Origin of the sequence: Nostoc sp. CENA543 (assembly GCF_002896875.1) — a bacterium.
In the GTDB taxonomy this organism is placed as follows: domain Bacteria; phylum Cyanobacteriota; class Cyanobacteriia; order Cyanobacteriales; family Nostocaceae; genus Trichormus.
This window is the reverse complement of record NZ_CP023278.1, coordinates 2,454,319-2,480,984: the sequence shown is the minus strand read 5'-3', so window position 1 is coordinate 2,480,984 and position 26,666 is coordinate 2,454,319. Positions and strand designations below refer to the sequence as shown.

Below are 26,666 nucleotides of genomic sequence, written 5' to 3'. Positions count from 1 at the left end.
GACGTATGAGTGCTGAGTATATGTACTAAATCAACACTCAGCACTCACAACTCACTCTCATCCCACATTAACTTTCACCACTTTTTGTCTTTCTGATTCTGCTTTTGGTAGCGTTAAGCGTAGGATGCCATTTTTGTATTCGGCTTGGACTTTGTCGTTTTGAATTTGACAAGGTAAAGGTATTTCTCTTTGGAATCTGCCGTAGCGGAATTCAGAACGGGTAACGCCGCCTTCTTCAGTTGTGGTTTCGGATTTGCGTTCACCGCTAATCACAATTGCATCTGGTGTAGCTTCTACACTAATATCTTTGGATTCTAAGCCAGGTACTTCTAATTTCAGGTGAATTGCATCTTCTTTTTCTTCGATTTCAGCCGCAGGTATGAATGCAAATCCCATTCTTTCTGCACCGTCTGTTGGCATTAATCTTTCAAATAGACGATTCATTTGCCGTTGCAATGTGTCGATTTCACGGAATGGTTCTAAGCGTTCAATATCTCTGAAAGGTTCCCAACGAATAAGTGCCATAATATCACCTCTGAAAATGCACTACCTAGTATTAGGAAGCCTCATGCCAATTCAAAATTCAAAATCTTGAAATTGGTATAATTTTAAGCTTGTTTACTGAATGCACAGCAGTATATTTATGGTTCAGTGTTCTGTGTTGTAAAGCTTTTTTTAAGCTTCCTCACTACCACACTAGATCACTATAAAATAGCTGGAGGTTCGGTTTCATGAACGTTATAGATAGCAATAACCGTACATGGAAAGGCAAAAGTTAAAAGGTAAAAGGTAAAAGAAATTTGGAAAAATTTCTAACTATTGGCTGATGTACGTTTGCGGTTACAATATATGACTAGAATTATGAATAATCCTAAACCGAATAGATACTTAAACGGGTCGGGAATTATAGGATTAGGAGAGAAAAAGCCTTCAATAATTCCGGCAATTACTAACATCGGCACAATGCCAAATACTAATTGTACTGCTTGATAACCGTAGAATTTTAAGGCATCACCCCGACGATATTGACCAGGAAATAAAATTGCTTTTGCTATTAGTAACCCAGCCCCACCGGCAAAGAAGATGGCGGGTAATTCTAAAGCACCGTGGGGAAAGACAAACGCCCAAAAAGGATAGGCTAGATTATTTTGACCGACTAAAGTGGCGATCGCACCAATTAATAACCCATTAAATACCATAATGTAGGTTGTGAAAGCCCCGGCTGTAATTCCTCCAGCTACCGCCCCAAAGGACACCTTGATATTGTTAATCATGATGCCGCTAGATGCTAAAGGTTCAACGCCGACAATTGACCCCATCCACAATTCACCTTTATCTCGTACCTGGGAAATTAAGCTTTCTGGCACAATTAAGGACAAAAAAGTCGGGTCTTGCCAAGCGTACCACCAACCCACGATTAAGCCCAAAAAAAACAACGCTGTGGCCGTGAGCGTATAGGAAAACGTCGTCCGCACAATCGCAGGAAAACCCCAAAGATAAAAATCCCATACGGCTTGCCATTCCTGTCGTCGAGAACCTTGATAAATTTGGGAATAACCACGGGTTGTTAAAGATTGTAAATTATGAACCAAAACATTACTGACTTGCTGAGTACGGGCGCGTGCTAAATCAGCTGCTACGGAACGGTATAAACTCGCTAATTCTCTGATTTCCGCAGATTTGAGGGATTTTAAACCTTTGCGTTCTAATTGTCTGAGTAAAGCATCTAAACGCTGCCAATTTGATTCTCGCCGTGCAATCCAACGTTGAATATTCATAAATTTTGGGCATATTAGCTTTTAACGTACCTTAAGATAGCCTCAAATTCATACCCGTAATTTTCAGGAAAATTTGATTTTATGGCAGGAAATCTTGGTTCATCTCCTATACAACCATTAGATGTGGGCAATGTTGTCAGTGCAGGAATGCGGTTGTATCGCGCTCACCTCAAGGACTATTATTTACTAGCACTCAAAGCTTATGTGTGGCTGTTTGTTCCTGTTTATGGGTGGGCTAAATTTTATGCTCTCACATCCTTGATTTCCCGTTTAGCTTTTGGTGACTTAGTTAATCAACCAGAAAGCATCTCCTCTGGACAACGTTTTGTTAATTCGCGTTTGTGGCAGTTTTTATTGGCCATGCTGTTACTGTTTCTAATTGGTATAGGGATGGTAATAGGTGTAATTATAGTATTTGGTATATTGGGGTTAATAGCTGCACTCATAGTTAATGGCACAGGTTCACAAAACAATCCTGCTATTTACATATTTTTGGGTTTAATTGCCTTTGTAATCGCAATTGTGGCTATAGTAGCAGTATTATGGCTCTCCACCAGATTCTACCTAGTAAATTTACCTTTGGCAGTAGAAGACAACGTTGATGGCGCAACAGCAATTAGTCGGAGTTGGGAACTAAGCCAAGGCAACGTTTGGCGGATTTTATTAATTTCCTTTGTGAGTGTCTTAGTCACCACACCAGTGCAGATTGTGGTGCAGATTCTCACCACTATTTTGCAAATCATTTTTACACCCCTAATTCAAGATGGATCTACTGTATTTAGCCTGATTTATTTTGCCTTGATCATGGCTGTTAGCTTCGGTAGTGGAGCGTTGATTGTGCCATTTATCCATACCACCAAAGCCGTTATTTACTACGATCTGCGGAGTCGCCGAGAAGGGTTAGGCTTAAAACTACGCGATCGCGAAATTTAACCCCAAGCATGAATTGAAATTATGCACCTGTTTAACCGTGTTAAGTACCGCACACCAGAAAGTGTAGAGTTAGAATTTACCCTTGCAGGTATTGGAAATCGTGCTTGGGCTTTATTAATTGACTACTTGGTGTTAGCAGCAATATTGACCGCTTTTTTAATTGTGTGGGTGATTATTGTTGGTCAACTATCTGATTTTTGGTCGCAAATTTTTGGTTCTGCTGTTGGAGTCTGGTTAATAGCCATTACATTAATTGTCAGTTTTGTCATTTACGCCGGTTATTTTGTTTTTTTTGAAACTATATGGCGAGGACAAACCCCAGGTAAACAAGCCGCAAAAATTCGTGTGGTTCGTGATGATGGAAGACCCATAGGAATGCCCCAGGCAGCCCTACGCGCACTGCTGCGACCATTTGATGAGTTTATGTTTATCGGAGCTTTTTTAATTATGTTTAGTCGCCAAGAAAAACGCCTTGGCGATTTAGCTGCCGGGACAATTGTGATTCAAGCTGAAGCCGCAACTACATCAGCAACAATTATGATTTCCGAACAAGCTCAAGTTTGGCATCAGGAATTAATGCAGATTGCGGATTTATCAGTATTATTACCTGATGATTTTGCTGTCATTCGGGAATATTTACAGCGACGTAAAGCTATGTCACCAAAAGCTAGAAGCGCGTTAGCTCTAAAATTATCCCAGCAGGTCAAAGAAATTTTGCATATAGACGAATTACCAGCAGCAATTCACCCCGATATTGTTTTAGAAGCCGTTTACTTGGCGTATCAGAATCGGATTTGAGGCAGGGGTGCAGGGGGCAGAGGGTAGAGGGCAAGCAGGAAGTGTGGGAGGGGTGGGAGGTGCGGGAGGATAGGGAAGAAATCTTTCCCCCACACTCCCCACACTCCCCACACTCCCCATATTCCCAATCCCCAGTTCCCAATTAAAACTCTAAACTAGGCCAATGTGATTCCCGATAATAACGGGTCATATCGTCAAATTTTCTCAGTTCTAGTCGGCGCACAGAAATTTGTGGCAGGTTAAACATCCACTTTTTATTTAACTCAGTTAGTTCATCAGCGAGTTTTATCCGGTCTAAATCTGGTGAGATATCCCCGAAATAACCCAAAGTGACATGGGCTGTAAAGTGATAGTGTTGTTCAATTCCCAAGGCGATTAATTTGGGATTTTGATAAATGGTGCGGCGAAACATCACAATCTGTTCGTAGCAACTTTCATCTTTAGGTACTAGACATACACCTATAGCTCTAGGCATCAGGACTATTCCTAACACTTGCCACGCGATCGCCTGACTGACTTGTGTCAGGAGTTCTTGATATTGTTGAAATGTTTCGGCAATACAAGCTTGTAATTGTGATTCAAACTCAGGATTTTTCTCACAAGCATGACGATAGGCACTGTCCCAAATCAAATCTGCTAAGGTTAAGTGGAAACTCTCAGCAGGTAAGGGGACAATCAGATTTTGATTGCTGGGTAATTGTAAAATCTCCTGTTGATACCCTTGTAAAGTAGCGTAGAAATCAGAGTTTTCCGCATCTTCCGCCGCCGGAGGAGTAATCAAAGTATAACCAGGAAAAGGTACTGCAACTCTAGTTCCCTCAGATGGCTGAAATTTATAAGATTCCTGAATATTTTGCACCTGAGATTTATAAGCTTCCGGTAGTGTCAGCCTTGCTACCCGATTCAGATAAGTTTGGTAGTTGTCGTCCAATCTTCTTTGCCTCGCGCTCTAACTTGATTGATTTTAGGGAAAATTTGAATTAAATAGTAGGGGTGTAGGGAAGCAGGGGGGCAGGGGGCAGGGGAGCAGGGGAGAAAAGCTCTTGACTAATGACTAATGACTATTGACTATTGACCAATGCCTATTTACTTTTATTGGGGCGAGGATGATTTTGCGATGGAAAGGGCGGTGGCGACTTTGCGCGATCGCGTCCTCGATTCTATGTGGACTAGTTTTAACTATACTGTTTTCCTCCCAGATCAAAGTGATGCGGTGATTGCGGCTCTTAATCAAGTGATGACTCCGCCTTTTGGGGCTGGGGGACGTTTAGTTTGGGTAGTTAATACTAATATTTGTCAGCAGTGTCCTGAAAATGTATTGACAGAGTTAACGCGGACTTTACCAGTAATCCCTGATAATTCCCATTTATTATTGACTTCACCAAATAAACCAGATGAACGCCTCAAATCGACGAAGTTATTCAAGCAATACGCTGATTTTCGTGAGTTTCCCTTAATTCCTCCGTGGAAAACCGAGTTAATCATCCAAGCTGTTAACCAAGCAGCGCAAACAGTGGGAGTGAAACTTACGGCTAAGGCGGCGGAAGTTTTAGCGGAAGCTGTAGGTAATGATACACGCCTCCTTTACAATGAAATGGAGAAATTACGCTTGTATGCAGGAGGTAGTAATCAACCAGTAGATATGGATACTGTGACGCTGTTAGTGAGAAATACTACTCAAAATAGTTTGCAACTAGCCGCAGCCATTAGAACAGGTGATACGGTAAAAGCGTTAACTGTTGTTGCTGATTTGGTGAATGCAGCCGAGCCGGAATTAAGAATTATCGCTACCTTGGTGGGACAATTTCGCACTTGGCTATGGGTAAAGTTGATGATGGAAAGTGGGGAACGCAATCCCCAAGCGATCGCCAAAGCGGCTGAAGTCGGTAATCCTAACCGCATCTACTTTTTACAGAAAGAGGTGCAATCTCTATCCTTACGTCAACTCATCTCTTGTTTACCTCTACTGCTAGAGTTAGAGTTTATGTTTAAAAGAGGCTCTGGAGATATCACTGTGCTGCAAACTAAAGTTATAGAACTATGTCAAGTCTGTCAGCGTCATTAATGGGGACTGGGGATTGGGGACTGGGGACTGGGGAATCACAAATCAAGACTAAAACATTTTAGATCATCTAATTTTTTTTCAATCTGAATAATCAAAGAGGATGAAATTAATATAAATATCATATTTGATCTGGGAAAAAACTCAGTACATCTCCTTTCCCTCTTTCCCTATTCCCTGTTCCCTGTGTCCCGTTCCCTAAGATTGATATGGGAGTAATTACATTTTTCTGGAACTTATTCCCCCTCAAATAATTCAAAGTTATTTAAATAATCATTGCCGTGGTTCTGTGTCAGGTCTTATGGAGTCTATTAATAATTGGGGTTTCCCGAAAATTCTGCACAAGAGAATAACTCATAGCTTATTCTTGGGATTGATAACTGCTACTAGTTTGTTCGTCAGTACATGGAATACAAAAGCTCTGGCACAAAATCTCTCAGTTAGTAACAATGATATTGTGAGCTATGCTCAGGCTTTATTGGCGATAGAACCTGTGCGTCAACAAGCTTTTAGAGAAATTAAAAGAATCATTGGTAGTGGAAATATTCCGCAAATAGTTTGTAATGAACCTGATAGTATAAATAGCTTGACTAATCAAGAAGCTAGAGATGTCGCCAGAAATTACTGTAAAGATTCTCAAGCAATTGTTGAAGATAAGGGTTTGACTATTGAGAAATTCAATAAAATTACTGTGGAAATTTCTAGGAATAATGGCTTGAAAAAACGGGTTTATGATCAACTACTCCAACTTCAGCAAAGAAAATCGCTCTCTTAAGATTAAGGATGAGACTTTGCTAACAATCCATCTAATACCAAGTCAAAATTCAACACGGTTGGAGATTTAAACCCCCCATCAACTGATACTACGTGTAGACAAGGAGTCCTGAATCCTTGAATTTAGGGTTAGGGTAAAGGGTTCCGCCATCCAAAATCCCCAATTCAAAATTGTTCTACCTACTTTTCTGTTCCCTATTCCCTACTATATCTCACTCAAAATTTATATTTTGTATTAGAAATTAATCTGACTTAGGAACCACTACTGATATCTTTTTGAGTACCGTTCCTATCACGTTTTAGACTTTCTTCTAGGGCTTGAATTTGTTCACGACGCGCTTCCAATTCTAGTGTGCGGCGGGCTAAATCTTGATTTTGTAAAGTTAGAGATTGTCGCCATTCTTCGGCTCTTTCTGTCTCTTGTTGTAAAAATTCTGGAGTGATACCTGAAGAAAGATAAGTTTGCACCAACTTTAGCACCCAGTCACAAGCATCTTCTAAACGTTCAATTTCACCCGTGGGTGAAAGCTCGACTAAAACCAGCAATTTTTCACTCATGGTATGACTTTTACCCAGTAAAATCAAAGCCTCTTCAGGGATAATTGTCCAGAGATAATCTTCTTCTTGGCGTGCTAATAGACGTAGATGATACTGGTCTAAAAATTCGTTTTTATGTACTTGGGCAAGATATCGCATAGCATTTTGGGTTTTAAGGGTGTAATACCAATTCAAAATTCGTCTTGGAAAGTTTGCTCAACGGGGAGAACCCCCGCACGCAACTTTCCGCAAAATTCAAAATTAAGAAAGTGAAAATCAGCCTACTTTTTAGCTTTTGCACCTGTATCAAGTTTTTGTGAATTGGTGTGAGGGTGTAAGGGTGTGAGGGATGATTAATACCTAATTGGGATAGGTAGTATTGTGATGAGTTTCTGGAACAGCTTCTGAATCCCGGTTTTCAATCCAAAATCCAAAATCCAAAATCCAAAATCCAAAATCCAAAATCCAAAATCCAAAATTGATATGATTGGTATTTTTTATTACCCCTATACCCCTATACCCTTATACCCCTACACCCTTACATTTATGCTAAACCACGCAAGCGATCGCGTAAAATTTCCGCTTGTTTTTCGGCTTCAGCTAAAGCGTCTCTTGCGGCTTGGACGACATCTGGTCTAGCTTTATCCACAAAGTTGGCGTTGCTTAACCTACCTTTGAGAGATTGGGCTTCAGTTTCCACTTTACTCAGGCTTTTCTCTAGCTTGGCGCGCATGGCTTCTATATCCACAACGCCATCTAAAGGTATAACAACCTGGACTGTCCCAACTACGCCTGCAATAGCTTTTTCTGCTTCTTTGGTTGATAGTTGTTCTTTTGCTACAGCAGTCTTTTCTGTGGTGCTTGGGAAGAACTGCGCGAGGAATTTTTGTCTAGCTTGCGCTGACAATAGGGTAGTCACAACAAACCAAGCTGTATAACCTATACCAACTATTTCAAAGAAAACTCCCAGAATCGGAAGATTATCTAAAGTATTGCCAACTGCTATGGCTAACCTGAAAGATATCAGACCGACAATCAGCCAAACAATTGTCCGCCAACTACTCTTAGGTTGTGGCTGGATGACTGTTTGGGGTTGGGTTTCTCCAGAGATAGTCAAATTCTCTACCTTGGCTAAATCTTTGATGTAAGATTGTCCAGCCGTGAGAATTTCTCGTTCTTGGGGATTTTCAGACTGTAAATTGGCGGTGACTTTCACCCCTGGCTTGACTTCCGCCTCGGCGCGTAAGTTGCGGATGGTGCGGATAGTCCCAATTAATAGTTCAAACTGTGCTTCTAGGCTGGGGTTAATTAAGCTTGTATCGGCTTTGGGATACGCTTGTAAAGCTAAAGTTTGCGGAGAATTTGCTGGTTGCTGGGTGAGAGTTTGCCAAATCTCTTCAGTGATGTGGGGCATAAAGGGATGTAGTAACTTTAATATCCCTTCGAGTACATAGGCTAAAGTTTGTTGGGCGACTCGGCGCGAGGCTGGGTCAGCATTTTTTTGCAGTCGGGATTTAACTAACTCAATGTACCAGTCGCAAAAATCACCCCAAATGAATTCATATATGCCCTTGGCTGCTTCTCCTAAACCGTAGTTATCGATGTAGTTAGTGGTTTGCTGGATAACTTGATGATAGCGGGAAAGAATCCAGCGATCGCTCAATTCTAGGGATTGGGGATTGGGGATTAGGGATTGGGATTTCCCAGTACCCAGTCCCAAGTCCCCAGTCCCCAGTCCGTCGAGATTCATCATCACGAATCTCGCGGCGTTCCACAACTTATTGGCGAAGTTGCGGGAAGCTTCTACTGAGGATGATTCATCTTTTTTGCGGTCATATTCTAAGCGGATATCTTGACCTGCACCGGCTACTTCCTTAACTAAGGTATAACGTAGGGCATCAGTGCCATATTTATCAATCAGCAACAGTGGGTCAATCCCATTGTTAGCCGACTTCGACATCTTCTTATTATTTTCATCCCTCACCAAACCGTGAATGTAAACAGTTTGGAATGGCATAGTCTCAGTAAAATGACCAGCCATCATAGTCATTCTAGCTACCCAGAAAAAGATGATGTCAAACCCTGTAACTAGGGTGGTTGTGGGGTAGTAAGTTGCTAAATCTTGGGTTTTTTCCGGCCAGCCTAATGTGGAAAATGGCCATAAACCCGAAGAAAACCAGGTATCTAATACATCTGGGTCTTGTTCCAGTTGAACATTCTCCCCAAATTGGGCTTTAGCTTTCTCCCAAGCTTCGTCGGTGGATTTGGCGACAATAAAGGGGGTAGTATCGGTGATTTGTCCGTTGGTTTCACTCACCGCATACCAAGCCGGGATTTGATGACCCCACCATAATTGGCGAGAAATACACCAATCTCTCAGACTAACTAACCAATCACGATAAACCTTTGTCCAGCGTTGGGGGACAAATTCGGGGGTGTTTTTCTGGTCGAGGAAGTCTAAAGCTTTATCCGCCATTGGGCGAATTTTCACGAACCACTGAGTAGAGAGTAAAGGCTCAATGGGAACTTTACCGCGATCGCTATAAGGAACGGTATGCTTATAATCTTCTACTTTTACTAATACACCGTCAGCTTCCAGGCGTGCAATTACATTTTTTCTGCCTACAAAGCGGTCTTGTCCTTGAAACTCCCCAGCATTGGCGTTGAGAGTACCATCTTTATTCAGAATATTAATAAACGGTAGATTGTGACGCTTACCCATTTCAAAGTCGTTGGGGTCATGGGCGGGAGTCACCTTCACACAGCCTGTCCCGAAACTGGGGTCTACTAACTCATCACCAATGATGGGGATTTCCCGTTGCATAATGGGCAGAGTTAAAGTTTTCCCAATTAGGTGTTGATATCTTTCATCATGGGGATTTACAGCTACACCTGTATCACCCAGCATAGTTTCTGGTCGAGTCGTCGCCACTTCTACATAACCAGAACCATCGCTGAGGGGGTAGCGGAAATGCCAAAGATTACCCTCAACCTCTTTATTTTCTACCTCAACATCAGACACCGCCGACTGCGAAGCCGGACACCAGTTAACTAAATATTCACCGCGATAAATTAACCCTTCATTGTAGAGACTGACAAAGGCTTCTACCACAGCTTTCGATAAACCTTCATCCAGGGTAAATCTCTCCCGTGACCAGTCTACCGACACACCCAAACGGCGTAGCTGATTGACAATTGTTCCCCCTGATTCCGCCTTCCATTTCCAAGCACGTTCTAGAAATTCCTCACGTCCCAACTCGTAGCGAGTTTTCCCCTCAGCTTTGAGTTGTTTTTCTAGAATCGTGTGGACAGCAATACTAGCGTGGTCAGTTCCCGGTAGCCACAGGGTATTCCGTCCCTGCATCCGGTGGTAACGTACTAGCGCATCAATCAACGCACTCTCAAAGGCGTGACCCATGTGCAGACTACCAGTAACGTTTGGCGGTGGAATTACGACGCAATAAGGTTCACCACCGTGATTAGGGTCAGCTTTGTAGACTTGGTTGTCTTCCCAGAATTTTTGCCACTTCGCTTCAGTAGAAAAAGGGTCATACAAACTGGGAAGATTCGGTATAGTTGCGGTCATTCTGGGAAATTTACGTTTGAAGGACTATTAAATTTTGCCACAGGAATGAGGAATGGGGACTGGGGATTGGGGATTGGGGATTGGGAACTGGGGACATCGCTGTTTTCATACTCATCCCAGTTTTATTATCTAATACCAAATTGCGATAGGTAGTATTGTTTCGAGATTCTGGAATAGGCTAAGAATCTGGGCTTTTAATCCAAAATCCAAAATCCGTCTTGAAAAGTTTCCTACGGCGGGAAACCCGCCTACAGAACTTTTCGCAAAATCCAAAATGGGTATAAGCGATACCTCCGATGGGCTATACCTACGTATCCATTCAGCGTAAAATAAATGTCCGCACCAAAGTAAATCGATAAATAATGCCAAAACCCGCAGATACCAGCACTAAAAAACTCATTAGTCTTGCACCTGATAATTGGGTGCGATGGGTGACAAATATACCCAATATTCAAGCAGGGGAAATTTTATCTGGGGAATTTCAATGGATTAGTCGGGAAAGTGATGTTTTAATCCGGGCGAGAAGTCCAGAATTAGGAGAATTTCTCGTATTAAATGAATTACAGTTACGTTACAACCACAAAATGCCTCGGCGAGTGCGTGCCTACACAGCATTGGCAGAAGAGAAATATGAATTACCAACCTATCCGGTGTTAATTAATATCTTACCGACGGGTGATGTGGAAATCCCCACAAGTTTCACATCAAATATTTATGGTTTAAGAGCAATTCAGGATTACCGAGTAATTAACTTATGGGAAGTAGATGTTAACATCCCATTTCAACAACCTTTACCATCATTATTGCCATTTGTGCCGATTCTACAAGGGGGAAACAATGAATCTATAATTAGGGAAGCATTACAAATTTTGCGTCGGGATGAAGACTTAAACCAGTTGGAAACGGTTTTAGCCTTTTTTGCTACCTTTGTATTAGAAAGTGCCGTTGTTCAAGAAATTATGAGGTGGGATATGGGCGTTCTTCGGGAGTCACCTTGGTACCAAGAAATATTACGAGAGGGTGAAGCACGCGGTGAAGCACGGGGTGAAGCACGTGGTGAAGCACGGGGTGAAGCACGTGGTGAGATCAAGGGAATCATTCGCAGTATCGAAATGAGTTTAGAAGCAAAATTTGGGAGTCAAGGACTAGAGTTAATGTCCCGAATTTCCCCAATTAAGGATTTGGAACAATTGCAGCGAATTTTGCGGACTGTGCTTTTAGCAAATTCTGTTGATGAAATACAACAAATTTTATAGCACTAGAACAACTGGCAGATTTTTTCTGTAGAGTGTGTGTTGATTCTTCAATTTTGATTTCTGGCATCTATAAATTTCAACTGGTGGTAGAGACAGCTAATTTGTGCTAAATCTACTCCCAGGGATTGGGCTTTTCTTAAGGGATTCCCGATAATTGCTTCTACTTCTAAGGGACGGCGTTCATCATGGTCGATTTTCATACTGGTGCGGTATGGGGTCATCTTGACGGTGTAATCTAGCATGGTTTGAATGAAGCTGTCGGGAATTATTCTCCCCATACTATTTGCCCCTGCTTTCACTTCATACATGATTTGTTCTACTAGTGTGCGGGTGTGGGGATTTGCCATTAATTCATTTGTGCTGGCGTTGAGAATGACGGACAATCCATTGTAGGGGATGTTCCATACTAGTTTCTTCCATCTGGCTAATAATAAATCAGCCGCTAATTCCATCCCAATGCCGGCGTTTTGAAAGTCATCAGCAATTTGCTGCATTCTCTGGGTGATTCCGGCTTGAGAATATTCAGGAAGATATTCCCCTAAAGTGATGTGTCCATAATCTAAATGTCGGATATGTCCTAAACCTACTTTATTGGAACAAAGAAAGCATAAACCGCCGATTACGTGAATGTTTGGCAGCATTTGGGTGATTTCTTCTTCTACACCCAACCCATTCTGCAATACTAAAACTACACCACCCTCTTTAACTACAGGCGGTAATAACTGGGGTAGTAAATAATTTTGTGTAGTTTTGAGTGCCAATATTACCACATCACATTGCGGCATTTTGGCGACATGGTTGTAGGCGTTGACTTGGGGGAGGGTAAAGTCACCGTCTTTAGACTCGATGATTAAACCGTGCTGGCTAACGTGTTCATAGTCACTCTTGAGTAAAAAGTGAACATCTAAACCCGCTTTTTGCAGTTTTGCGCCGTAAAATCCACCTAATGCACCAGTGCCTATGATGGCATACTTGCGATCGCCTAGCGTAGTTTGCTGTCCACTCATAATTTTTCACCTCAGATTTTCTGATGATCATCATAGGGCAGTGTTTCAAAACTCACTGCACTGGAACTGTAATTAACTGTCAGTTAAGAATATTTTTTTTAATAAAAATTCAATTTGTTTCACTTTAATTTAAAATTCTTTGCAGGAGATAAGGTGAAAAACATGGCTGATATTGTTGATATTGCTGTAAGTGCTGGTGCTTTTAACACTCTAGTAACTGCTGTACAAGCGGCTGGTTTAGTAGAAACATTAAAAAGTCCAGGGCCTTTTACTGTTTTTGCCCCTAATGATGATGCTTTTGCCAAATTACCACCAGGAACTATCCAAACTTTGGTGCAGAATATCCCCCAATTAACTAGAATTCTCACGTTTCATGTCGTACCAGGAAAGCTGAAACAGGCTGATTTAGCTAAACTGGGTACAGTCACATCCGTTGAAGGTTCGCCTATCAAGATTGACTGTTCTGATGGTTTTGAAGTTAAAAATGCCACGGTGTTAGCAGCAGATATCGAAGCTGATAACGGAGTAATTCACGTTATTGATACGGTGATTTTGATGGGCTAATCATTGTTTAGGTGGGCATTACCCACCTCACAAGATTACTCAAATATTGATGACTATTTATTACAAGCATAGTTAAACACTTATATATTTTAATTTATGTTAAATATATGCAGCAGTATTTACTTTAGATATATGCTGAATTAAGTTGATATATCTAAAAATAGATTAAGTTTTTAGATGCCAACATTATCCCAACAAAATTAATGCTTGATTTTCACCATTTAGCTGAGTTCTCTCGTCATAACTGTATTGGTATTTGTGGATTTCTCATCCCAGCCAATTTACTAGCCACATTGTTAACAATTATTTTGGCTGTCATCGGTCGCCCCAATTTTCAAGTTTTCCTAGCTGCTGGTGTTGCTAGTATTTTCGCAGTCTTAATGATGCTACACGTACATAGTTGGTCTATTGTTGGTGTAGTGATGTCTCCTACTTATATTTTGTCAGGGTTAGCAATTACTTGCCTAGTTGTTAACGTGACGGCGATTATTTGGCCGAAGCGTCAACTTCAAGCTTCCACTGTTTCCCACAATGTCTAGATTTCAAGAGAGGTAGAAGCAAAGAAATATTCTGCAATAAATCTGCCTCTACCTTATTTTGGGCAAAAATTACCCACAGCTAACTTTTAAACTGTAAACTTTGCGGTAATTCGCTTCATTGCTTCCACAACATTTTCACGGCTGTTAAATGCGGAAATGCGGAAGTAACCTTCACCCGCAGCACCAAAACCAGAACCAGGTGTACCGACAACATTGCAGGTATTGAGTAATTTATCAAAGAAATCCCAGCTAGAAAGGCCGTTGGGAGTTTTTACCCAAACATAAGGCGCGTTGACACCGCCGTAGACAGCGATACCTGCGGCTGTAAGTTGTTCGCGGATGATTTTGGCATTTTCTAGATAAAAACTGATTAAAGCTTTGATTTGCGCTTGTCCAGCCTCGGAGTAGACTGCTTCCGCGCCCCGTTGCACGATGTAGGATACGCCATTAAATTTGGTAGACTGACGACGATTCCACAGTTTCCACAGTTCGACATCAGAACCATCGGCGGCTTTCGCTGTTAAGGTTTTGGGAACGACAGTTAAGGCGCAACGAGTCCCCGTAAAGCCTGCGTTTTTGGAGAAGGAACGAAACTCAATGGCGCAATCTCTCGCACCTTCAATTTCATAGATAGAATGAGGCAGAGATGGATCTGTAATATAAGCTTCGTAAGCTGCATCAAAGAAAATAATCGAGTTATTGGCTTTGGCGTAGTCTACCCACGCTTGGAGATGTTCTTTAGTAGCAGTTGCCCCTGTGGGATTATTGGGGAAGCAGAGATAAATTAAATCGACTTTTTGGGAGGGAATTTCGGCTGTAAAGTTGTTTTCGGCGGTAATGGGCAGGTAAACTAAACCCTCAAACTCACCTTTTTCATTAGCGTTTCCCGTATGTCCCGCCATGACGTTAGTATCAACATAGACGGGATAAACTGGGTCAGTAACGGCAATAGTATTGTTATCACCGAAGATATCGAGAATATTACCTGTGTCGCATTTAGAACCATCAGAAATAAAGATTTCTGACGCATCAATATCACATCCCCGTGCTTGGAAATCTTGAGCCGCGATTTTTTCCCTTAACCAAGCATACCCTTGTTCTGGCCCATATCCTTGGAAAGTAGCGCGATCGCCCATTTCTTCCACAGCTTTAATCATCGCACTGCGGCAAGCTTCCGGTAAAGGTTCGGTGACATCACCAATACCCAGACGGATAATTTTAGCATCAGGATTGGCTTGAGCAAAAGCATTTACCCGCCGCGCAATTTCTGGGAACAAGTAACCAGCTTTGAGTTTTAAGTAGTTGTCGTTAATGGTTGCCATAGTCAAGTTGAAAATAAGGCCTAGATAAAACAGCTTACCAGTCTTTGTAAATGGGTATGGGGGTGTAAGGGTTTAAGAGAAGGGGTTTTTGCTGCGTAACTAGGAACAAAGATTAAATACTAGAATTAAGTGAATACAAAATTATTATCCACAAGAATTTGGTTATGAGCATTCCACTTGTAGACCAAGCCACAGAAGAAAAACTAGTCCTAATTCATTGCTGCATTATCTGACTATAGCTGACCAATATGACGCTGTGACTGAATTTGAAGAACTTATCCGTAGTCAAAACAGTTAATTTTTTGATTTATTACGACTAATATATTGCCCGTGAATATTGACTAAGTAAGGTACTATATAAGTTAAAGTTGCAGCAATCCAGCGATCGCGAGTCATTTTCCCTGTAATCACTGCTGCCCCATGATTAATGGTAAATAGAATAGAACCCACTACGACAGCTACTTTTACAGCCGTTGGCATCATATTTTTATCACCAAGACACAAGCAATATTCTCTAATAGCTTTCATCTGTTACCTAAAAATGGAATCATGACCCAAAGAAACAAAAATTTAGTATAAGTAATGATGGGTCAAAATATTGACGATATTAAAATTTCTATCATTATTTTAATTAGGAAAGTAGTAATTTCTTATGTCTGAGTCCAATTCCTCCTCTACAAACAATACTTTTAACATTTCTGGTGGCTCAATTACTAACTTGACTGGTTCTGGTGCAATTTATTACAACGAGGCTGTTCAGACCGCAAAAGCCGATAATTCACTTGTAGTAAACCATACATGCACAACAAGAACCATCTTATTTTTAGCAGCTAACCCCAAAGGTACAACCAGACTACGCCTGGATGAAGAAATCCGAGAGATTGACGCTGGGTTAGAAAGGGCTAAACGGCGGGAACAATTTATACTACAGCAAAAATGGGCTGTACGTGCTAGAGATGTGCAACGTGCTTTACTAGACTTCAATCCTCAAATTATTCATTTTTCTGGTCATGGAGGTGGCGAAGAAGGTTTGGTATTAGAGGATGAGACGGGTACACCAAAGTTAGTAGACACAGAAGCTTTAGCTGCTTTATTTGAATTATTTTCCGATAGATTAGAGTGTATTATACTTAATGCTTGCTACTCAAAAGTACAAGCTTGTGCGATCGCTCGTCATGTTCCTTACGTCATTGGGATGAGTCAGGAAATTGGCGACATAGCAGCTATTGAATTTGCTGTGGGTTTTTATGATGCTTTAGGTGCAGGTAAATCAGTAGAATTTGCTTACAAATCTGGTTGTGTCAATATCCGCATGGCAGGTGTTGCGGAACACTTGACACCAGTATTGCAGCCGAAATTAATAAAGTGAACTTGGTAATTTTTGTAAGACTTGTTTGTAATCTTCGGCAATGTCTTCTAAACCTGGTGGTGGTAAAACTTTATCTTTTGATTCTCGCAGTTGGACAAACTCTCTCACAAAAAACCAAAGTTCACGAGTAATTTTTTGCCGTTCAATGCCAATTTCCCAGTATTCTTTGACGTTTGATTCTAGTCCATTGAGTAATTTCTTGACTATTTTACCAGTCCTGACACCAACTTCCTGATCAATTTCTAGAGTTTCTGAATTTGCCTGATTAGGCTTAGGTAAAGCCCCACAATGCAGTCCAACTAATTGCCACTGTTGATTCATTACAGGACTGCCTGATGAACTAAAGTCAGCATCAGCTTCGTAAAAGATGAAATTATCATAAAGCTCTTTCACTCTATTATTAGAAAGCACAACTTCTTTGTGTCTACCTTTAGGATGCTGAATAATATTTACAGGATCACCCAATTTAGCTTTATCCTTTAAAAAAGCTAGCAAATCTTCAACACGACTATTTTCTTTATCTTTCAATCCTTTAATCAGGGCAATAGTTTGGGGAATTTCCTCTAATACTTCTGCTAATAATTTTAAATCTACTCCTGCTGATATTTCTGACAATTGTTTGGTGAGTGAGTTGAACATTTCTTGTGGTAATGGTGGTGCAATTAAGCTATCATCTTCTATTAATGGAATCCAACCAAACTGATCACCGGCTTGTCCTGCATCTGGATAATTACCATCTTTTGTCTCTGACTTGAGCTTGATCAAAGCAAAATCTAAATCTTGATCAAAAGCCAGCAACTTATCAAATCCATATTCTAAAGATTTAATTTCCCGTCCTAAAATGTCTTGTTCATAGTTAAATTCAGCACTATATTCAGCCAATGCTTTTGTAAGTTCGTTATTCTGTAGTGGAAAAATATGATAATTTGTTAACAATTGGTTTCTACCCACCAAAAATCCTGTTGCTACAGGAAGACGTTTCAGATTTTTGGAAAAATGCTCTGCTTTTAAAGGAATCTTGAGATTATTTAAATCATCTCCATTTATCTCAAATACCTCTTGTGCTTTTTCAAGAGAGATACAACATATTTCAGCTAATTCCGATAGTGAAAAAAACTTTTTCCTCATATCCTCTGCTTGAGTAATAGTATTAATAAAGCTTTCAGCACTATCCGATGAAAATTCTCGAATTAAGCGACATACTGCTGCTCCTCGCCGGATTCCTAGTGATAAAAATGGGAATGGGAGAAAATCTGGTTGACCAAAAGCCGCACTCATTATGGGATTAGCATTAATAGCTGGATTTTGCTTATAAGCAATTCGTTTAATAATTATTTTTAATAACTCTTTATTTTCAAGCTTTTTGAGAGATAGTTGACTGGGAATAGATAAGTTTCTTGTTCCTATGCCGGGAATAGAGATGACACCCAAACCAGGAATTGAAATATTGGGAATAAAGTCAACCATGCTTTACCTTACTTTATTAGTCTAATATGGGTAATAAATTTGTGAATATTGTAAAATAAAGTTCTCAATTAAATTATGGACAAATGTAAAAAAATATATACAGGATATAAGTTTACACAAGAATCTGTCATACATGACTTACAGGATATCGTTGCAGGTAATTCACTATTTTTTAAAGTATTGTTAATTTTTAAATGTATTTTATTAAAAATAATATCAGCCATTTTTATAGGTTTTATAGGTGCAATCATATGTATGAATATTTTTGTTAATTGGCAAGATTCATGGATTGGCAACCTTTCTGCTGTCATAACTATTATATTTTGGTCATTGGTGGCTGTACGTAGAGGTTATTTAAGAGCATTATTAGAAGCAGGAATATTAATATTAATTTTCGGTGTTGTGATCTCACCAATTTTAAAACTTATAGGCATCTTAAAATTTTCAGTGACATTAGGAGTTTTACTAGCCAATATTATTTGGCTATCTACCTTCTTGATCTGTTCTTTAATCACTATGTTTGCGCTAAGTTTATCTAAGATATTGATTAAAAAGGAATATAAAAATATTGTTGATTTTGCATATGGTTTATTGATGATTATAGGAGCAAGCATTAGTTCTTATATATATAGTTTTTTACTTTATGAACCTAATCAAAAGGCTGTATTGATTATCCAAAATATATCACTGACAAATGTCAAGACTTTTGCAGTCTTAGTAGGTACATTTTTTGGTGTTGGTATAGTGATGTTTAGTCTACTTATCACCCAGTTTCAAGAACCGCCTTGGCGAAATTTAGATTTTTTGAGAAATTGGGCGATCGCAATTGGTTCTTGGGGTGGAACTTCGTTTTACAATTTAGATTTAAGTAGTGTCAACTTTGAAAATGCCCAACTAGCTAATACAGACTTAAGGGCGCGAAAACTCTACCGCACCTGTTTTCAAGGTGTCACTGGATTAGAACTTGCTAGGGTAGATAGTCGATATTTAGACTTAAAACTTCCCAAAGTCCAAAAACTCCTGACTCATGCTTGTTCAGAAGATCCAGACTTTAGTAATTTGAACCTAAGAGGGGCTTATTTGCAAAGGGCTGACTTGCGACGGATGAAGTTTATCGACACAAATTTAATCGGTGCTGACTTACAGAATGCTGATTTACGGGGTAGTATTCTGGCTAATGCTCAGGTTATTGATGTTGACTTTACAAACGCCAATTTAACAGGGATTTGTATTCAAAATTGGAATGTCAATAGTCAAACTCGCTTTACTAACGTTCAATGTGATTATATATATCGCAAATTAGACGAAAAAGGCGAACCAATTGACCGTTATCCTATAGACCGCAACTTTGAACAAAGAGAATTTGAATCATTGTATCAGGAAGTCGGTAATATTGTAGAATTGGTTTTCAAAGAGGGGGTAAACTGGCGTGCTTTTGCATTTAGTTTGCAAAAACTGGAATTAGAAGATGAAAGTTTAGGATTACAACTCAAAGGGATTGAAAAGAAAGGTGATCTTTGGGTTGCTAAGGTGACTCACAATGAAAATATTTCTTCTCAAGAAGTCGAGCAACGCTTATATGATTCCTATGATGAGTTGAGACAATTACTAGCTACTAAAGAACAACAAATTAACAGTTTGCTAGGAATAGCTAGTAGTCAAGCAGAAGCTATTAAAGAATTTAGTAAGCGTCCATTGGGTAACAGTTTTGTAATTAATGGTAGCACCATTACTAATTTAACTGGCTCTGGACAAATAGAATATAATGAAGCAGCAGAGCAGGTGCGGAGTATTGTGGCTAATAGTGATGCACCAATGCAAGTCTCAAATACGGTACAGCATTTTTTGGCTCAACTCACAGGAAAAAGTGTGGCTACGACAACAGCAACTCAAGGGGAGCTGATTAAACAATTACTCTTGCATGAAGCCGAAAAAGATAAAATTTTTAAGCAGCTTTTAATTTTACAAGGTCAACAAATAATTGATAATCTTGCAGAAGGAACTATCGCCAGTGCCATCAAAGAAGCGATCGCACAACTGCAATGATCATAAATCATGAGTCAAACTCTCACTGCAACCAAGATTTCCATTATTATTCCCACACTCAACGAAGCAGGGAATATCAAACAAACCATAGCCACGACTCAACCTAGCACAAATATAGAAGTCATAGTGGTAGATGCAGGCTCTCAAGATGATACCGTAACTATAGCTGAATCATTGGGTGTAAAAGTCATCTTATCTACTCCTGGGCGGGCTGTGCAAATGAATACAGGCGCGGCTGTGGCGAGTGGGGAGATTCTGCTGTTTCTCCATGCAGATACGCACTTACCCCCAGGGTTTGACGACATGATTCGCACCAGTCTACAGCAAGTAGGAGTTATAGCTGGGGCATTTACTTTACAAATAGATGCGTCTCCTTTAGCGTTAAGATTAGTAGAGTGGGGGGTAAGATGGCGATCGCACTTTTTGCAAATGCCCTACGGTGATCAAGCAATTTTTATTACCAAAGCTGTATTTCAAGAAATCGGTTGTTTTCCAGAACTTCCCATTATGGAAGATTTTGAGCTGATGCGACGCTTAAAACACCAAGGCAAAATAGTTATTTTAGCTACACCAGTAATTACCTCGGCTCGAAGATGGCTGCAAAAAGGTATCTTTCAAACTACACTCATCAATCAAATTATGATTATTGGCTATCTCCTCGGTGTAGCACCAGCACGACTGCGAAATTGGTATCGCCAAATCAAAATTATGTGATTAATTGATTGTTTTAACTACTTATATCAGACTCCTATTTGATTTTTGAAAAAAGTAAGTATAATTGTACTATTTTCCCCAATATCCAATCCCCATTACCTTCAATCATCAAATCGGATTATCATGTCAATTATTATTGCCGAAAACTTAAGTAAATCCTATCCAGTGGCAGTAAAAGAGCCGGGAATTAAAGGCACAATTAACCACTTTTTCCGCCGTACTTATCGTTCTATTCATGCAGTTCAGGATGTTTCTTTTGAAATTACTCCTGGGGAAGTTGTGGGTTTTTTAGGGCCAAATGGTGCAGGAAAAACCACTACACTTAAAATGCTCACCGGACTCATTCACCCCTCTGGCGGTACAGTCAGAGTCGCTGGTTATGTTCCTTTTTTGCGCCAAGAAGCATTTCTACAAAAAATTACCTTGGTAATGGGACAAAAGCAACAACTACTTTGGGACTTACCAGCTATAGATTCCTTGAAAATTAATGCTGCTGTCTACAACATTTCCGATAAAGAATTCCAGCGACGGCTAGGAGAATTAACAGAAATGTTGGCCTTAGAAGATAAACTTAAACAGCCAGTGCGGAAACTGTCTTTAGGCGAACGCATGAAGGCAGAATTATTAGCAGCATTATTACACCGTCCCCATGTTTTATTTTTAGATGAACCTACCTTGGGGTTAGATGTCAATGCTCAAGTAGCAGTAAGAGATTTTTTGCGAGAATACAATCAGCGTTATCAAGCAACTGTATTATTAACTAGCCATTACATGGCAGATATTACGGCTTTATGTCAACGTGTGCTGCTCATCCATCAAGGTAGACTTATGTATGACGGCAGCTTAGATGGACTTTTAGAACGTTTTGCCCCCTATCGAGAAGTTCATGTAGAATTAACCCAAGCTTTACCGCTAGAAAAACTCAAAATGTATGGCGATGTGCAGAATTTAGATGGTCGTTCTGTGTGTTTTATGGTACAGCAAGAAACTCTAACGCGCACAGTTACCCAGATTTTAACAGAATTAGAAGTGATAGATTTAACAGTTACAGAACCGCCGATAGAAGAAGTTATTGGACGTGTTTTTCAAGCAGGAGTTGTGTAAATTAAGTAGAACGACAGGAAAAAACAAAATTATGTTAAATAATTGAAAAATAATATAGATTCAGTTCGTAGTAAGGACTTTAGTCCTTTTCTGTTCGCGGAGTGTCTCGTAAAGATAACTTTATTTCTCTCTAAAAACCTTTAGTTATTTATCTTGTTCTGACTTGAAAATACCCTAAGGTAAGCTAAAGCTACAAAATTCAAATTTCCATGAAAAGCATTATTAGAAAAGCTCTGACTTTACTGACAGTTTATTACGCTTATATGGTGGAGTACCGAGCAGAACTGATTTTATGGGTTTTGTCCGGTTCTTTGCCGATTATTTTAATGGGGGTTTGGATTAAAGCTTCCCAAAGTGGACAGTTTGGTTTATCTTCTGTTGAATTTGCGCGTTATTTTTTGACAGTTTTTGTAGTGAGACAAATTTCCGTTGTTTGGGTAATTTGGGAGTTTGAAAGGGAAGTGGTAGAAGGTAAATTATCTCCCAAATTATTACAACCTCTAGACCCAGTGTGGCATCATGTCGCCTCTCATCTTTCAGAAAGAGTGGCTCGCATACCCTTTGCAATTATATTAATAGTCCTGTTTTTCTTTCTATATCCCCAAGCATTTTGGCTGCCTAATTTGGGTCAGGTATTGTTATTTGCCTTAGCTGTTAGTTTAGCTTTTATGTTAAGGTTTGTGATTCAATACACCTTTGCTATGTTTGCTTTTTGGACAGAAAGAGCTAATGCGATAGAGAATTTTTGGTTTTTATTTTATCTTTTTTTATCAGGTTTAATTGCTCCTTTAGAAGTTTTTCCGGCACCTATTCGAGAGGTAGTTTTATTTACACCCTTTCCATATCTCATCGATTTTCCTACCAGTATTTTAGTTGGTATACCTGTAGATATGACAAGGGGATTTCTCTCACTAATTGCCTGGATATTAATATTTTTAGGTGCAAATCGCTGGCTATGGCGTGCGGGATTAAAACGTTATTCTGGCATGGGAGCATAATTAATAAACTCCATACAGTTTTGGCTGAGAAAAACAATCAAAAATAGGGAACACTTTTATTCAAAAACAACGGACGAATTCAGATAAATTTCTCAGCCTTTTATTCAGGGATTTCAAACTTATAACCGTAACCCCGCACAGTTTTGATAAACTCCGGCACACTAGTATCAGCTTCTAATTTTTTCCGCAACTGACCGATGTGAACATCAACTACTCTGCCATCTCCCACATAGTCGCAACCCCAAATTTTTTGGATGAGTTGGGGACGACTCCAGGCTTGACCAGGATGACTAGCTAAAAAGTGTAAGATATTAAACTCCAAAGCTGTTAAGTTTAGGGGTTTATCATTTAGGGTGACTTCTCTACCATCTGGGTTAATTGCTAGTTGTTTGAAAATTAAACGTTGCGAGGGAGATGGTTTAATAGAACGAATGCGTCTTAAAAGTGCTTGGACTCTCACTTCAATTTCAGCGAGGCTAAAGGGTTTAGTAATAAAATCATCAGCACCAGCAGCCATGATTTTGATTCTGTCGTTTTCTTCTGTCCTCCCACTGAGAATCATCACTAAGACGTTATTCCGACTCTGCATTTCTTGACAAAGTTTATAACCACTTGTATCTGGTAAGTTCCAATCAAGAATTACTAAAGCAGGATCAAACTGCTCAAATAACGCCAAAGCTGTTTTACCATCAGCAGCTGACTCGATTTGATACTTGCGACCTAAAAAGCGATATATCAGGTTACGAACACCAAAATCATCGTCTACAACAAGAATTTTAGGATTTGAAGCGGTCAGCGTCACCATATTGTTTTAGCCTTATGTTAACTTGGCAAGTTAATTAACTGTATAGAAAACAACGAATTGGGAATAAGTATTTTAAATCTTAGATTTTGGATTCTAGATGATAAGCTAATCCAAAATCTAAAATCCAAAATTTTCTTGCCCAACGTCTATTTGTTTGTTCTGGTGTACACGGTTCATGATCGCCTACTTCTGCAATTACTTAAACTTACAGCTAGTTGTCGCTATACACTGCCTCTGTACTACTGAACTACACTTAATTTTCCATTAAATTTCTCAAAACTTCAGCTGTCATACTGCATACCAAATGTATGATTTTTGTATGAGTTTGGTATGTTTTTATGCTTTGATGCTATAATTGGTAATCTTCACAGTTAAGAGAAACTTTAATTTTCAGTGTGTTCCTCTACCCATCAATCATTCTCTAACTGCTGGCAGATGGCTGAAAAATTCCAGCCATTGAATCGTTTCAACTCAAAATCCATCTACCATACCCTACTCTGAAATATCCCATGAAGAATCTTTCTCCGGATATATACGAGTCTTTATCCGGAGTGCGTCTACGTACAGAGACATATCTTTAGCGTTTAATAAAATATTTTCTGGGAGTATGACAAGCCGAGGACTCAAAGCATCACCAGAAGGAATTAAAGCTGCAAAGACAGCTTTAACAGACAAAACCTTGAGTCAGCAAAAATTAGCCACAGCATTGGGTATCACACGCCAACCAGTATCTAAGTTTTTTGCGGGTGAACCTGTTTCTCGTAGTTGTTTTGTGCAAATTTGCCAACAACTAGGACTGTCTTGGCAACAAGTTGCTGGCATGGATTATTCTGATGTATCAGAAATTACATCTTCTCTGACTTCTCAAAAAGCTGATATCAATGCTCTAGCTAGCGAACTACGCCAAAAATATCAAGAAAAAATTCAAGATCAGTGCAGCACGCTACAAATGCTAGATGTGGCGCGAGCAATACCGCTAGAGGAAATTTACACTCCTGTGGAAGTATTACCAGAAGTAACGAGCCAAAAATGGCGCGATATAGCTGATTTGAGGGAGAATTCACCTTTGAATGGCAATAATAACTGCAATACATTACCAGGGTTAGAGGTTGTATTGCGATCGCCCAAGTTAATGTTACTGGGAAAATCTGGTTCTGGTAAGACTACATTTTTACAGTATTTGGCGATCGCTTGCAATCAAGGTAAATTTCAACCACACCTAGTTCCTGTGTTTGTGCGGTTAAAAGAATTTGCCGAAGATGCTCAAGATGAAGGAGAATTCAATCTTTTACAATACATCAGCCACAGTTTAAGTTGTTGTGATGTAGATGAGAAAGCCACTTTATCTATACTTAGTCGCGGCAGTGTTCTCATTATCTTAGATGGACTCGATGAAGTACCTTTAGAACACACAGATATAGTCACCAGAGAAATACGCAAATTTACTCAAATTTATTACAAAAATCAATTTGTCATTAGCTGTCGCATTTCTGCTTATAAATATCGGTTTCCTGGATTTACTGAGGTTGAGTTAGCAGATTTTAATGACAAACAAATAGAAATTTATGTTCAGAATTGGTTAGTTGAAGTGGCTCATCAATCTGTCATTGATGGAGAAACTAATAGTAAATTATTTATTCAAAACCTCAATTTACCAGAAAATCAGCGCATTCGAGAATTAGCCAGAGTCCCTTTATTGCTACATTTAATATGTTTATCATTTCAAGCTAAGGGGCAGTTTACATTCAAACAGGTGAATTTATATGAGCAAGTCTTGAATGTTTTACTGTCTCGCTGGGATGAAACCAGAGGGATTAAAAGAGATGATTTTTATACTAACTTGAATTTGAGTAGTAAGAAAAAATTAATTGCTCACATTGCTGCTACCACCTTTACTAATGGAGAGTATTTTTTTGAACAAGAAAGAATTCAACAATTGCTAGCTGAAGTCTTACCGAATATTAATAATTCTAGCCTACAGCAATCATTAACACCCCTAGACCACAAATCAGCTTTACAAGGACTGATTTTTCAAGATAGCTTACTAGTAGAAAGAGCCAGGGGTGTATACTCTTTTGCTCATTTAGGTTTATTAGAGTATCTTACAGCTAGAGATGTTTTAGAGAAGTCCTGTAATCTAGTTGATGAATCATTAATCAATTACATCACCCAAGAGCGTTGGTATCATGTATTTTTGTTGATCATGAATATGCTTTTTAGGGCTGATGAAGCTATCGTTTATATGAGTAATCATATTGCTGATCTTGTATATCATGATGAACAAATCCAAGCTTATCTTACCTGGTTAAATCAAAAGGCAAAGTCTGTAAAAATTAACAATAATGACACTGCTTTACGTGCATTTTACTTTGTTTGTAGTGCGGCTTCAGGCGATATAGAAAATTACTTATTTGAGTGGGAATTTATAGGTAATTTAGGATTTAATTCAGAATTAGCACTGGATAAAATGCTGTTTAATATTCTCAATTGTATTGATGATTTAAAATTAGCCTTTGACAATAACTGTAGTTATACTCATATTTTTAATCAAGCTCGTCTTTTGAATATTACTTTTGATGAAGCTATTGATTTAGTAGGAGATGGAGAGTTTAAGCGAGAACTTTACCAGATTAAGAAACAATTACCTTGTACAGAAAGTAATCCTGATAAATTTTATTTATGGTGGCAAGCAAACTGTAATATTTGGGAAAAAAGATTAAGAGATAATCTCATTAAATATCGCAATATTGGTCATAACTGGCAGTGGAGAGATTTACAATTAGGGATATTGAAAAAATACTTATATGCTAACAAATTAATCATCGATTGTTTGCGAATTCAGGTAAATATCCAAAAGGAGTTAAAAAAGCAAATAGAGGATAAATTATTTTTAGCAATTGCAGACAATCAAGCCCAATAATTACCTGATTAAATAACAATCAAAACAGAGACCTGATTATAAATCTATCTTGAGAACTTACCGTTCTTCATACCGTAGCCAGAGAAC

General features: G+C 39.3%; 23 protein-coding genes. 13 read left to right on the top strand and 10 right to left on the bottom strand.

Features of this window, described 5'->3' with window-relative positions:
• Positions 1 to 57: 57 nt before the first annotated feature.
• Together CLI64_RS10285 and CLI64_RS10280 are read right to left on the bottom strand one after the other, a co-directional pair.
• Positions 58 to 525: an Hsp20/alpha crystallin family protein gene (locus tag CLI64_RS10285; protein WP_103137136.1), complete on the bottom strand. Its 468-nt coding sequence runs from the start codon at positions 523 to 525 to the stop codon at positions 58 to 60.
• A gap of 287 nt (positions 526 to 812) precedes the next feature.
• On the bottom strand, positions 813 to 1,778 hold the full coding sequence (locus CLI64_RS10280; RefSeq protein WP_103137135.1) for a stage II sporulation protein M: 966 nt from the start codon (positions 1,776 to 1,778) through the stop codon (positions 813 to 815).
• An 81-nt stretch (positions 1,779 to 1,859) separates the two neighbouring features.
• Between CLI64_RS10280 and CLI64_RS10275 the strand changes: the two genes are divergently transcribed.
• Together CLI64_RS10275 and CLI64_RS10270 are read left to right on the top strand one after the other, a co-directional pair.
• Positions 1,860 to 2,711: a glycerophosphoryl diester phosphodiesterase membrane domain-containing protein gene (locus tag CLI64_RS10275; protein ID WP_103137134.1), complete on the top strand. Its 852-nt coding sequence runs from the start codon at positions 1,860 to 1,862 to the stop codon at positions 2,709 to 2,711.
• Positions 2,712 to 2,732: 21 nt separating this feature from the next.
• The gene (locus tag CLI64_RS10270) at positions 2,733 to 3,509 is read left to right on the top strand and encodes an RDD family protein (RefSeq protein WP_103137133.1); all 777 of its coding nucleotides are present in this window, start codon (positions 2,733 to 2,735) and stop codon (positions 3,507 to 3,509) included.
• 142 nt (positions 3,510 to 3,651) lie between these two features.
• Here CLI64_RS10270 and CLI64_RS10265 read toward each other — a convergent pair whose 3' ends face one another.
• On the bottom strand, positions 3,652 to 4,440 hold the full coding sequence (locus tag CLI64_RS10265) for a DUF1868 domain-containing protein (protein WP_103137132.1): 789 nt from the start codon (positions 4,438 to 4,440) through the stop codon (positions 3,652 to 3,654).
• Positions 4,441 to 4,587: 147 nt separating this feature from the next.
• Between CLI64_RS10265 and holA the strand changes: the two genes are divergently transcribed.
• Positions 4,588 to 5,574, top strand: a complete 987-nt coding sequence (gene holA / locus CLI64_RS10260) for a DNA polymerase III subunit delta (RefSeq protein ID WP_103137131.1) — start codon at positions 4,588 to 4,590, stop codon at positions 5,572 to 5,574.
• 298 nt (positions 5,575 to 5,872) lie between these two features.
• Entirely contained in the window at positions 5,873 to 6,346 is a 474-nt protein-coding gene (locus tag CLI64_RS10255) for a DUF4168 domain-containing protein (protein WP_103137130.1), read from the top strand.
• A gap of 251 nt (positions 6,347 to 6,597) precedes the next feature.
• Here CLI64_RS10255 and CLI64_RS10250 read toward each other — a convergent pair whose 3' ends face one another.
• Positions 6,598 to 7,041 carry a hypothetical protein gene (locus CLI64_RS10250; protein ID WP_103137129.1) on the bottom strand — a complete coding sequence of 148 codons (444 nt, stop codon included), beginning with the start codon at positions 7,039 to 7,041 and terminating at the stop codon, positions 6,598 to 6,600.
• Positions 7,042 to 7,426: 385 nt separating this feature from the next.
• Positions 7,427 to 10,468 (bottom strand): valine--tRNA ligase, encoded by a 3,042-nt coding sequence (locus tag CLI64_RS10245; protein ID WP_103137128.1) that lies wholly within the window; start codon positions 10,466 to 10,468, stop codon positions 7,427 to 7,429.
• A 362-nt stretch (positions 10,469 to 10,830) separates the two neighbouring features.
• Between CLI64_RS10245 and CLI64_RS10240 the strand changes: the two genes are divergently transcribed.
• On the top strand, positions 10,831 to 11,724 hold the full coding sequence (locus tag CLI64_RS10240) for a transposase (protein WP_103137127.1): 894 nt from the start codon (positions 10,831 to 10,833) through the stop codon (positions 11,722 to 11,724).
• Positions 11,725 to 11,771: 47 nt separating this feature from the next.
• Here the strand turns inward: CLI64_RS10240 and CLI64_RS10235 are convergent, their stop codons facing one another.
• Positions 11,772 to 12,731: a putative 2-dehydropantoate 2-reductase gene (locus CLI64_RS10235; protein ID WP_103137126.1), complete on the bottom strand. Its 960-nt coding sequence runs from the start codon at positions 12,729 to 12,731 to the stop codon at positions 11,772 to 11,774.
• A gap of 162 nt (positions 12,732 to 12,893) precedes the next feature.
• On the opposite strand from CLI64_RS10235, the gene CLI64_RS10230 reads away from it, so the two are divergent.
• Positions 12,894 to 13,295, top strand: a complete 402-nt coding sequence (locus CLI64_RS10230; RefSeq protein WP_103137125.1) for a fasciclin domain-containing protein — start codon at positions 12,894 to 12,896, stop codon at positions 13,293 to 13,295.
• 203 nt (positions 13,296 to 13,498) lie between these two features.
• Positions 13,499 to 13,834, top strand: a complete 336-nt coding sequence (locus tag CLI64_RS10225) for a hypothetical protein (RefSeq protein WP_103137124.1) — start codon at positions 13,499 to 13,501, stop codon at positions 13,832 to 13,834.
• Positions 13,835 to 13,920: 86 nt separating this feature from the next.
• On the opposite strand, the gene CLI64_RS10220 is transcribed toward CLI64_RS10225, so the two are convergent.
• Positions 13,921 to 15,156, bottom strand: coding sequence for an LL-diaminopimelate aminotransferase (locus CLI64_RS10220; RefSeq protein ID WP_103137123.1), 1,236 nt, complete (start codon positions 15,154 to 15,156; stop codon positions 13,921 to 13,923).
• Positions 15,157 to 15,450: 294 nt separating this feature from the next.
• Positions 15,451 to 15,684, bottom strand: a complete 234-nt coding sequence (gene nrtS / locus CLI64_RS10215; protein WP_192881706.1) for a nitrate/nitrite transporter NrtS — start codon at positions 15,682 to 15,684, stop codon at positions 15,451 to 15,453.
• A 124-nt stretch (positions 15,685 to 15,808) separates the two neighbouring features.
• On the opposite strand from nrtS, the gene CLI64_RS10210 reads away from it, so the two are divergent.
• Entirely contained in the window at positions 15,809 to 16,525 is a 717-nt protein-coding gene (locus CLI64_RS10210; protein WP_103137122.1) for a CHAT domain-containing protein, read from the top strand.
• Here the strand turns inward: CLI64_RS10210 and CLI64_RS10205 are convergent.
• A complete protein-coding gene (locus tag CLI64_RS10205; RefSeq protein ID WP_103137121.1) occupies positions 16,514 to 17,992 on the bottom strand; it encodes a serine protease in 1,479 nt (492 codons plus the stop codon). The genes CLI64_RS10210 and CLI64_RS10205 overlap by 12 nt on opposite strands.
• Before the next feature lie 255 nt (positions 17,993 to 18,247).
• On the opposite strand from CLI64_RS10205, the gene CLI64_RS10200 reads away from it, so the two are divergent.
• The 4 genes from CLI64_RS10200 to CLI64_RS10185 all read left to right on the top strand — a co-directional run bounded on the left by CLI64_RS10200 (position 18,248) and on the right by CLI64_RS10185 (position 22,854).
• Positions 18,248 to 20,038, top strand: coding sequence for a pentapeptide repeat-containing protein (locus CLI64_RS10200; protein WP_192881705.1), 1,791 nt, complete (start codon positions 18,248 to 18,250; stop codon positions 20,036 to 20,038).
• A 9-nt stretch (positions 20,039 to 20,047) separates the two neighbouring features.
• The gene (locus tag CLI64_RS10195; protein ID WP_103137119.1) at positions 20,048 to 20,752 is read left to right on the top strand and encodes a TIGR04283 family arsenosugar biosynthesis glycosyltransferase; all 705 of its coding nucleotides are present in this window, start codon (positions 20,048 to 20,050) and stop codon (positions 20,750 to 20,752) included.
• A gap of 123 nt (positions 20,753 to 20,875) precedes the next feature.
• A complete protein-coding gene (locus CLI64_RS10190; RefSeq protein ID WP_103137118.1) occupies positions 20,876 to 21,856 on the top strand; it encodes an ATP-binding cassette domain-containing protein in 981 nt (326 codons plus the stop codon).
• 209 nt (positions 21,857 to 22,065) lie between these two features.
• Complete coding sequence (locus CLI64_RS10185) at positions 22,066 to 22,854, top strand: ABC-2 family transporter protein (RefSeq protein ID WP_103137117.1); 789 nt, start codon at positions 22,066 to 22,068, stop codon at positions 22,852 to 22,854.
• A 100-nt stretch (positions 22,855 to 22,954) separates the two neighbouring features.
• Here CLI64_RS10185 and CLI64_RS10180 read toward each other — a convergent pair whose 3' ends face one another.
• Positions 22,955 to 23,659 (bottom strand): response regulator transcription factor, encoded by a 705-nt coding sequence (locus CLI64_RS10180; protein WP_103137116.1) that lies wholly within the window; start codon positions 23,657 to 23,659, stop codon positions 22,955 to 22,957.
• Between the two features lie 607 nt (positions 23,660 to 24,266).
• Between CLI64_RS10180 and CLI64_RS10175 the strand changes: the two genes are divergently transcribed.
• The gene (locus tag CLI64_RS10175; RefSeq protein ID WP_103137115.1) at positions 24,267 to 26,579 is read left to right on the top strand and encodes an NACHT domain-containing NTPase; all 2,313 of its coding nucleotides are present in this window, start codon (positions 24,267 to 24,269) and stop codon (positions 26,577 to 26,579) included.
• Positions 26,580 to 26,666 lie beyond the last annotated feature (87 nt).

Coding starts and splice junctions, on each gene's coding strand:
- holA (WP_103137131.1), top strand. CDS start 4,588: ATGCCTATTTACTTTTATTGGGGCGAGGATGATTTTGCGATGGAAAGG.
- CLI64_RS10205 (WP_103137121.1), bottom strand. CDS start 17,992: ATGGTTGACTTTATTCCCAATATTTCAATTCCTGGTTTGGGTGTCATC.
- CLI64_RS10180 (WP_103137116.1), bottom strand. CDS start 23,659: ATGGTGACGCTGACCGCTTCAAATCCTAAAATTCTTGTTGTAGACGAT.
- CLI64_RS10185 (WP_103137117.1), top strand. CDS start 22,066: ATGAAAAGCATTATTAGAAAAGCTCTGACTTTACTGACAGTTTATTAC.
- CLI64_RS10240 (WP_103137127.1), top strand. CDS start 10,831: ATGCCAAAACCCGCAGATACCAGCACTAAAAAACTCATTAGTCTTGCA.
- CLI64_RS10245 (WP_103137128.1), bottom strand. CDS start 10,468: ATGACCGCAACTATACCGAATCTTCCCAGTTTGTATGACCCTTTTTCT.
- CLI64_RS10275 (WP_103137134.1), top strand. CDS start 1,860: ATGGCAGGAAATCTTGGTTCATCTCCTATACAACCATTAGATGTGGGC.
- CLI64_RS10220 (WP_103137123.1), bottom strand. CDS start 15,156: ATGGCAACCATTAACGACAACTACTTAAAACTCAAAGCTGGTTACTTG.
- CLI64_RS10175 (WP_103137115.1), top strand. CDS start 24,267: ATGACAAGCCGAGGACTCAAAGCATCACCAGAAGGAATTAAAGCTGCA.
- nrtS (WP_192881706.1), bottom strand. CDS start 15,684: ATGAAAGCTATTAGAGAATATTGCTTGTGTCTTGGTGATAAAAATATG.
- CLI64_RS10285 (WP_103137136.1), bottom strand. CDS start 525: ATGGCACTTATTCGTTGGGAACCTTTCAGAGATATTGAACGCTTAGAA.
- CLI64_RS10255 (WP_103137130.1), top strand. CDS start 5,873: ATGGAGTCTATTAATAATTGGGGTTTCCCGAAAATTCTGCACAAGAGA.
- CLI64_RS10195 (WP_103137119.1), top strand. CDS start 20,048: ATGAGTCAAACTCTCACTGCAACCAAGATTTCCATTATTATTCCCACA.
- CLI64_RS10270 (WP_103137133.1), top strand. CDS start 2,733: ATGCACCTGTTTAACCGTGTTAAGTACCGCACACCAGAAAGTGTAGAG.
- CLI64_RS10280 (WP_103137135.1), bottom strand. CDS start 1,778: ATGAATATTCAACGTTGGATTGCACGGCGAGAATCAAATTGGCAGCGT.
- CLI64_RS10190 (WP_103137118.1), top strand. CDS start 20,876: ATGTCAATTATTATTGCCGAAAACTTAAGTAAATCCTATCCAGTGGCA.
- CLI64_RS10210 (WP_103137122.1), top strand. CDS start 15,809: ATGTCTGAGTCCAATTCCTCCTCTACAAACAATACTTTTAACATTTCT.
- CLI64_RS10235 (WP_103137126.1), bottom strand. CDS start 12,731: ATGAGTGGACAGCAAACTACGCTAGGCGATCGCAAGTATGCCATCATA.
- CLI64_RS10250 (WP_103137129.1), bottom strand. CDS start 7,041: ATGCGATATCTTGCCCAAGTACATAAAAACGAATTTTTAGACCAGTAT.
- CLI64_RS10225 (WP_103137124.1), top strand. CDS start 13,499: ATGCTTGATTTTCACCATTTAGCTGAGTTCTCTCGTCATAACTGTATT.
- CLI64_RS10230 (WP_103137125.1), top strand. CDS start 12,894: ATGGCTGATATTGTTGATATTGCTGTAAGTGCTGGTGCTTTTAACACT.
- CLI64_RS10200 (WP_192881705.1), top strand. CDS start 18,248: ATGAATATTTTTGTTAATTGGCAAGATTCATGGATTGGCAACCTTTCT.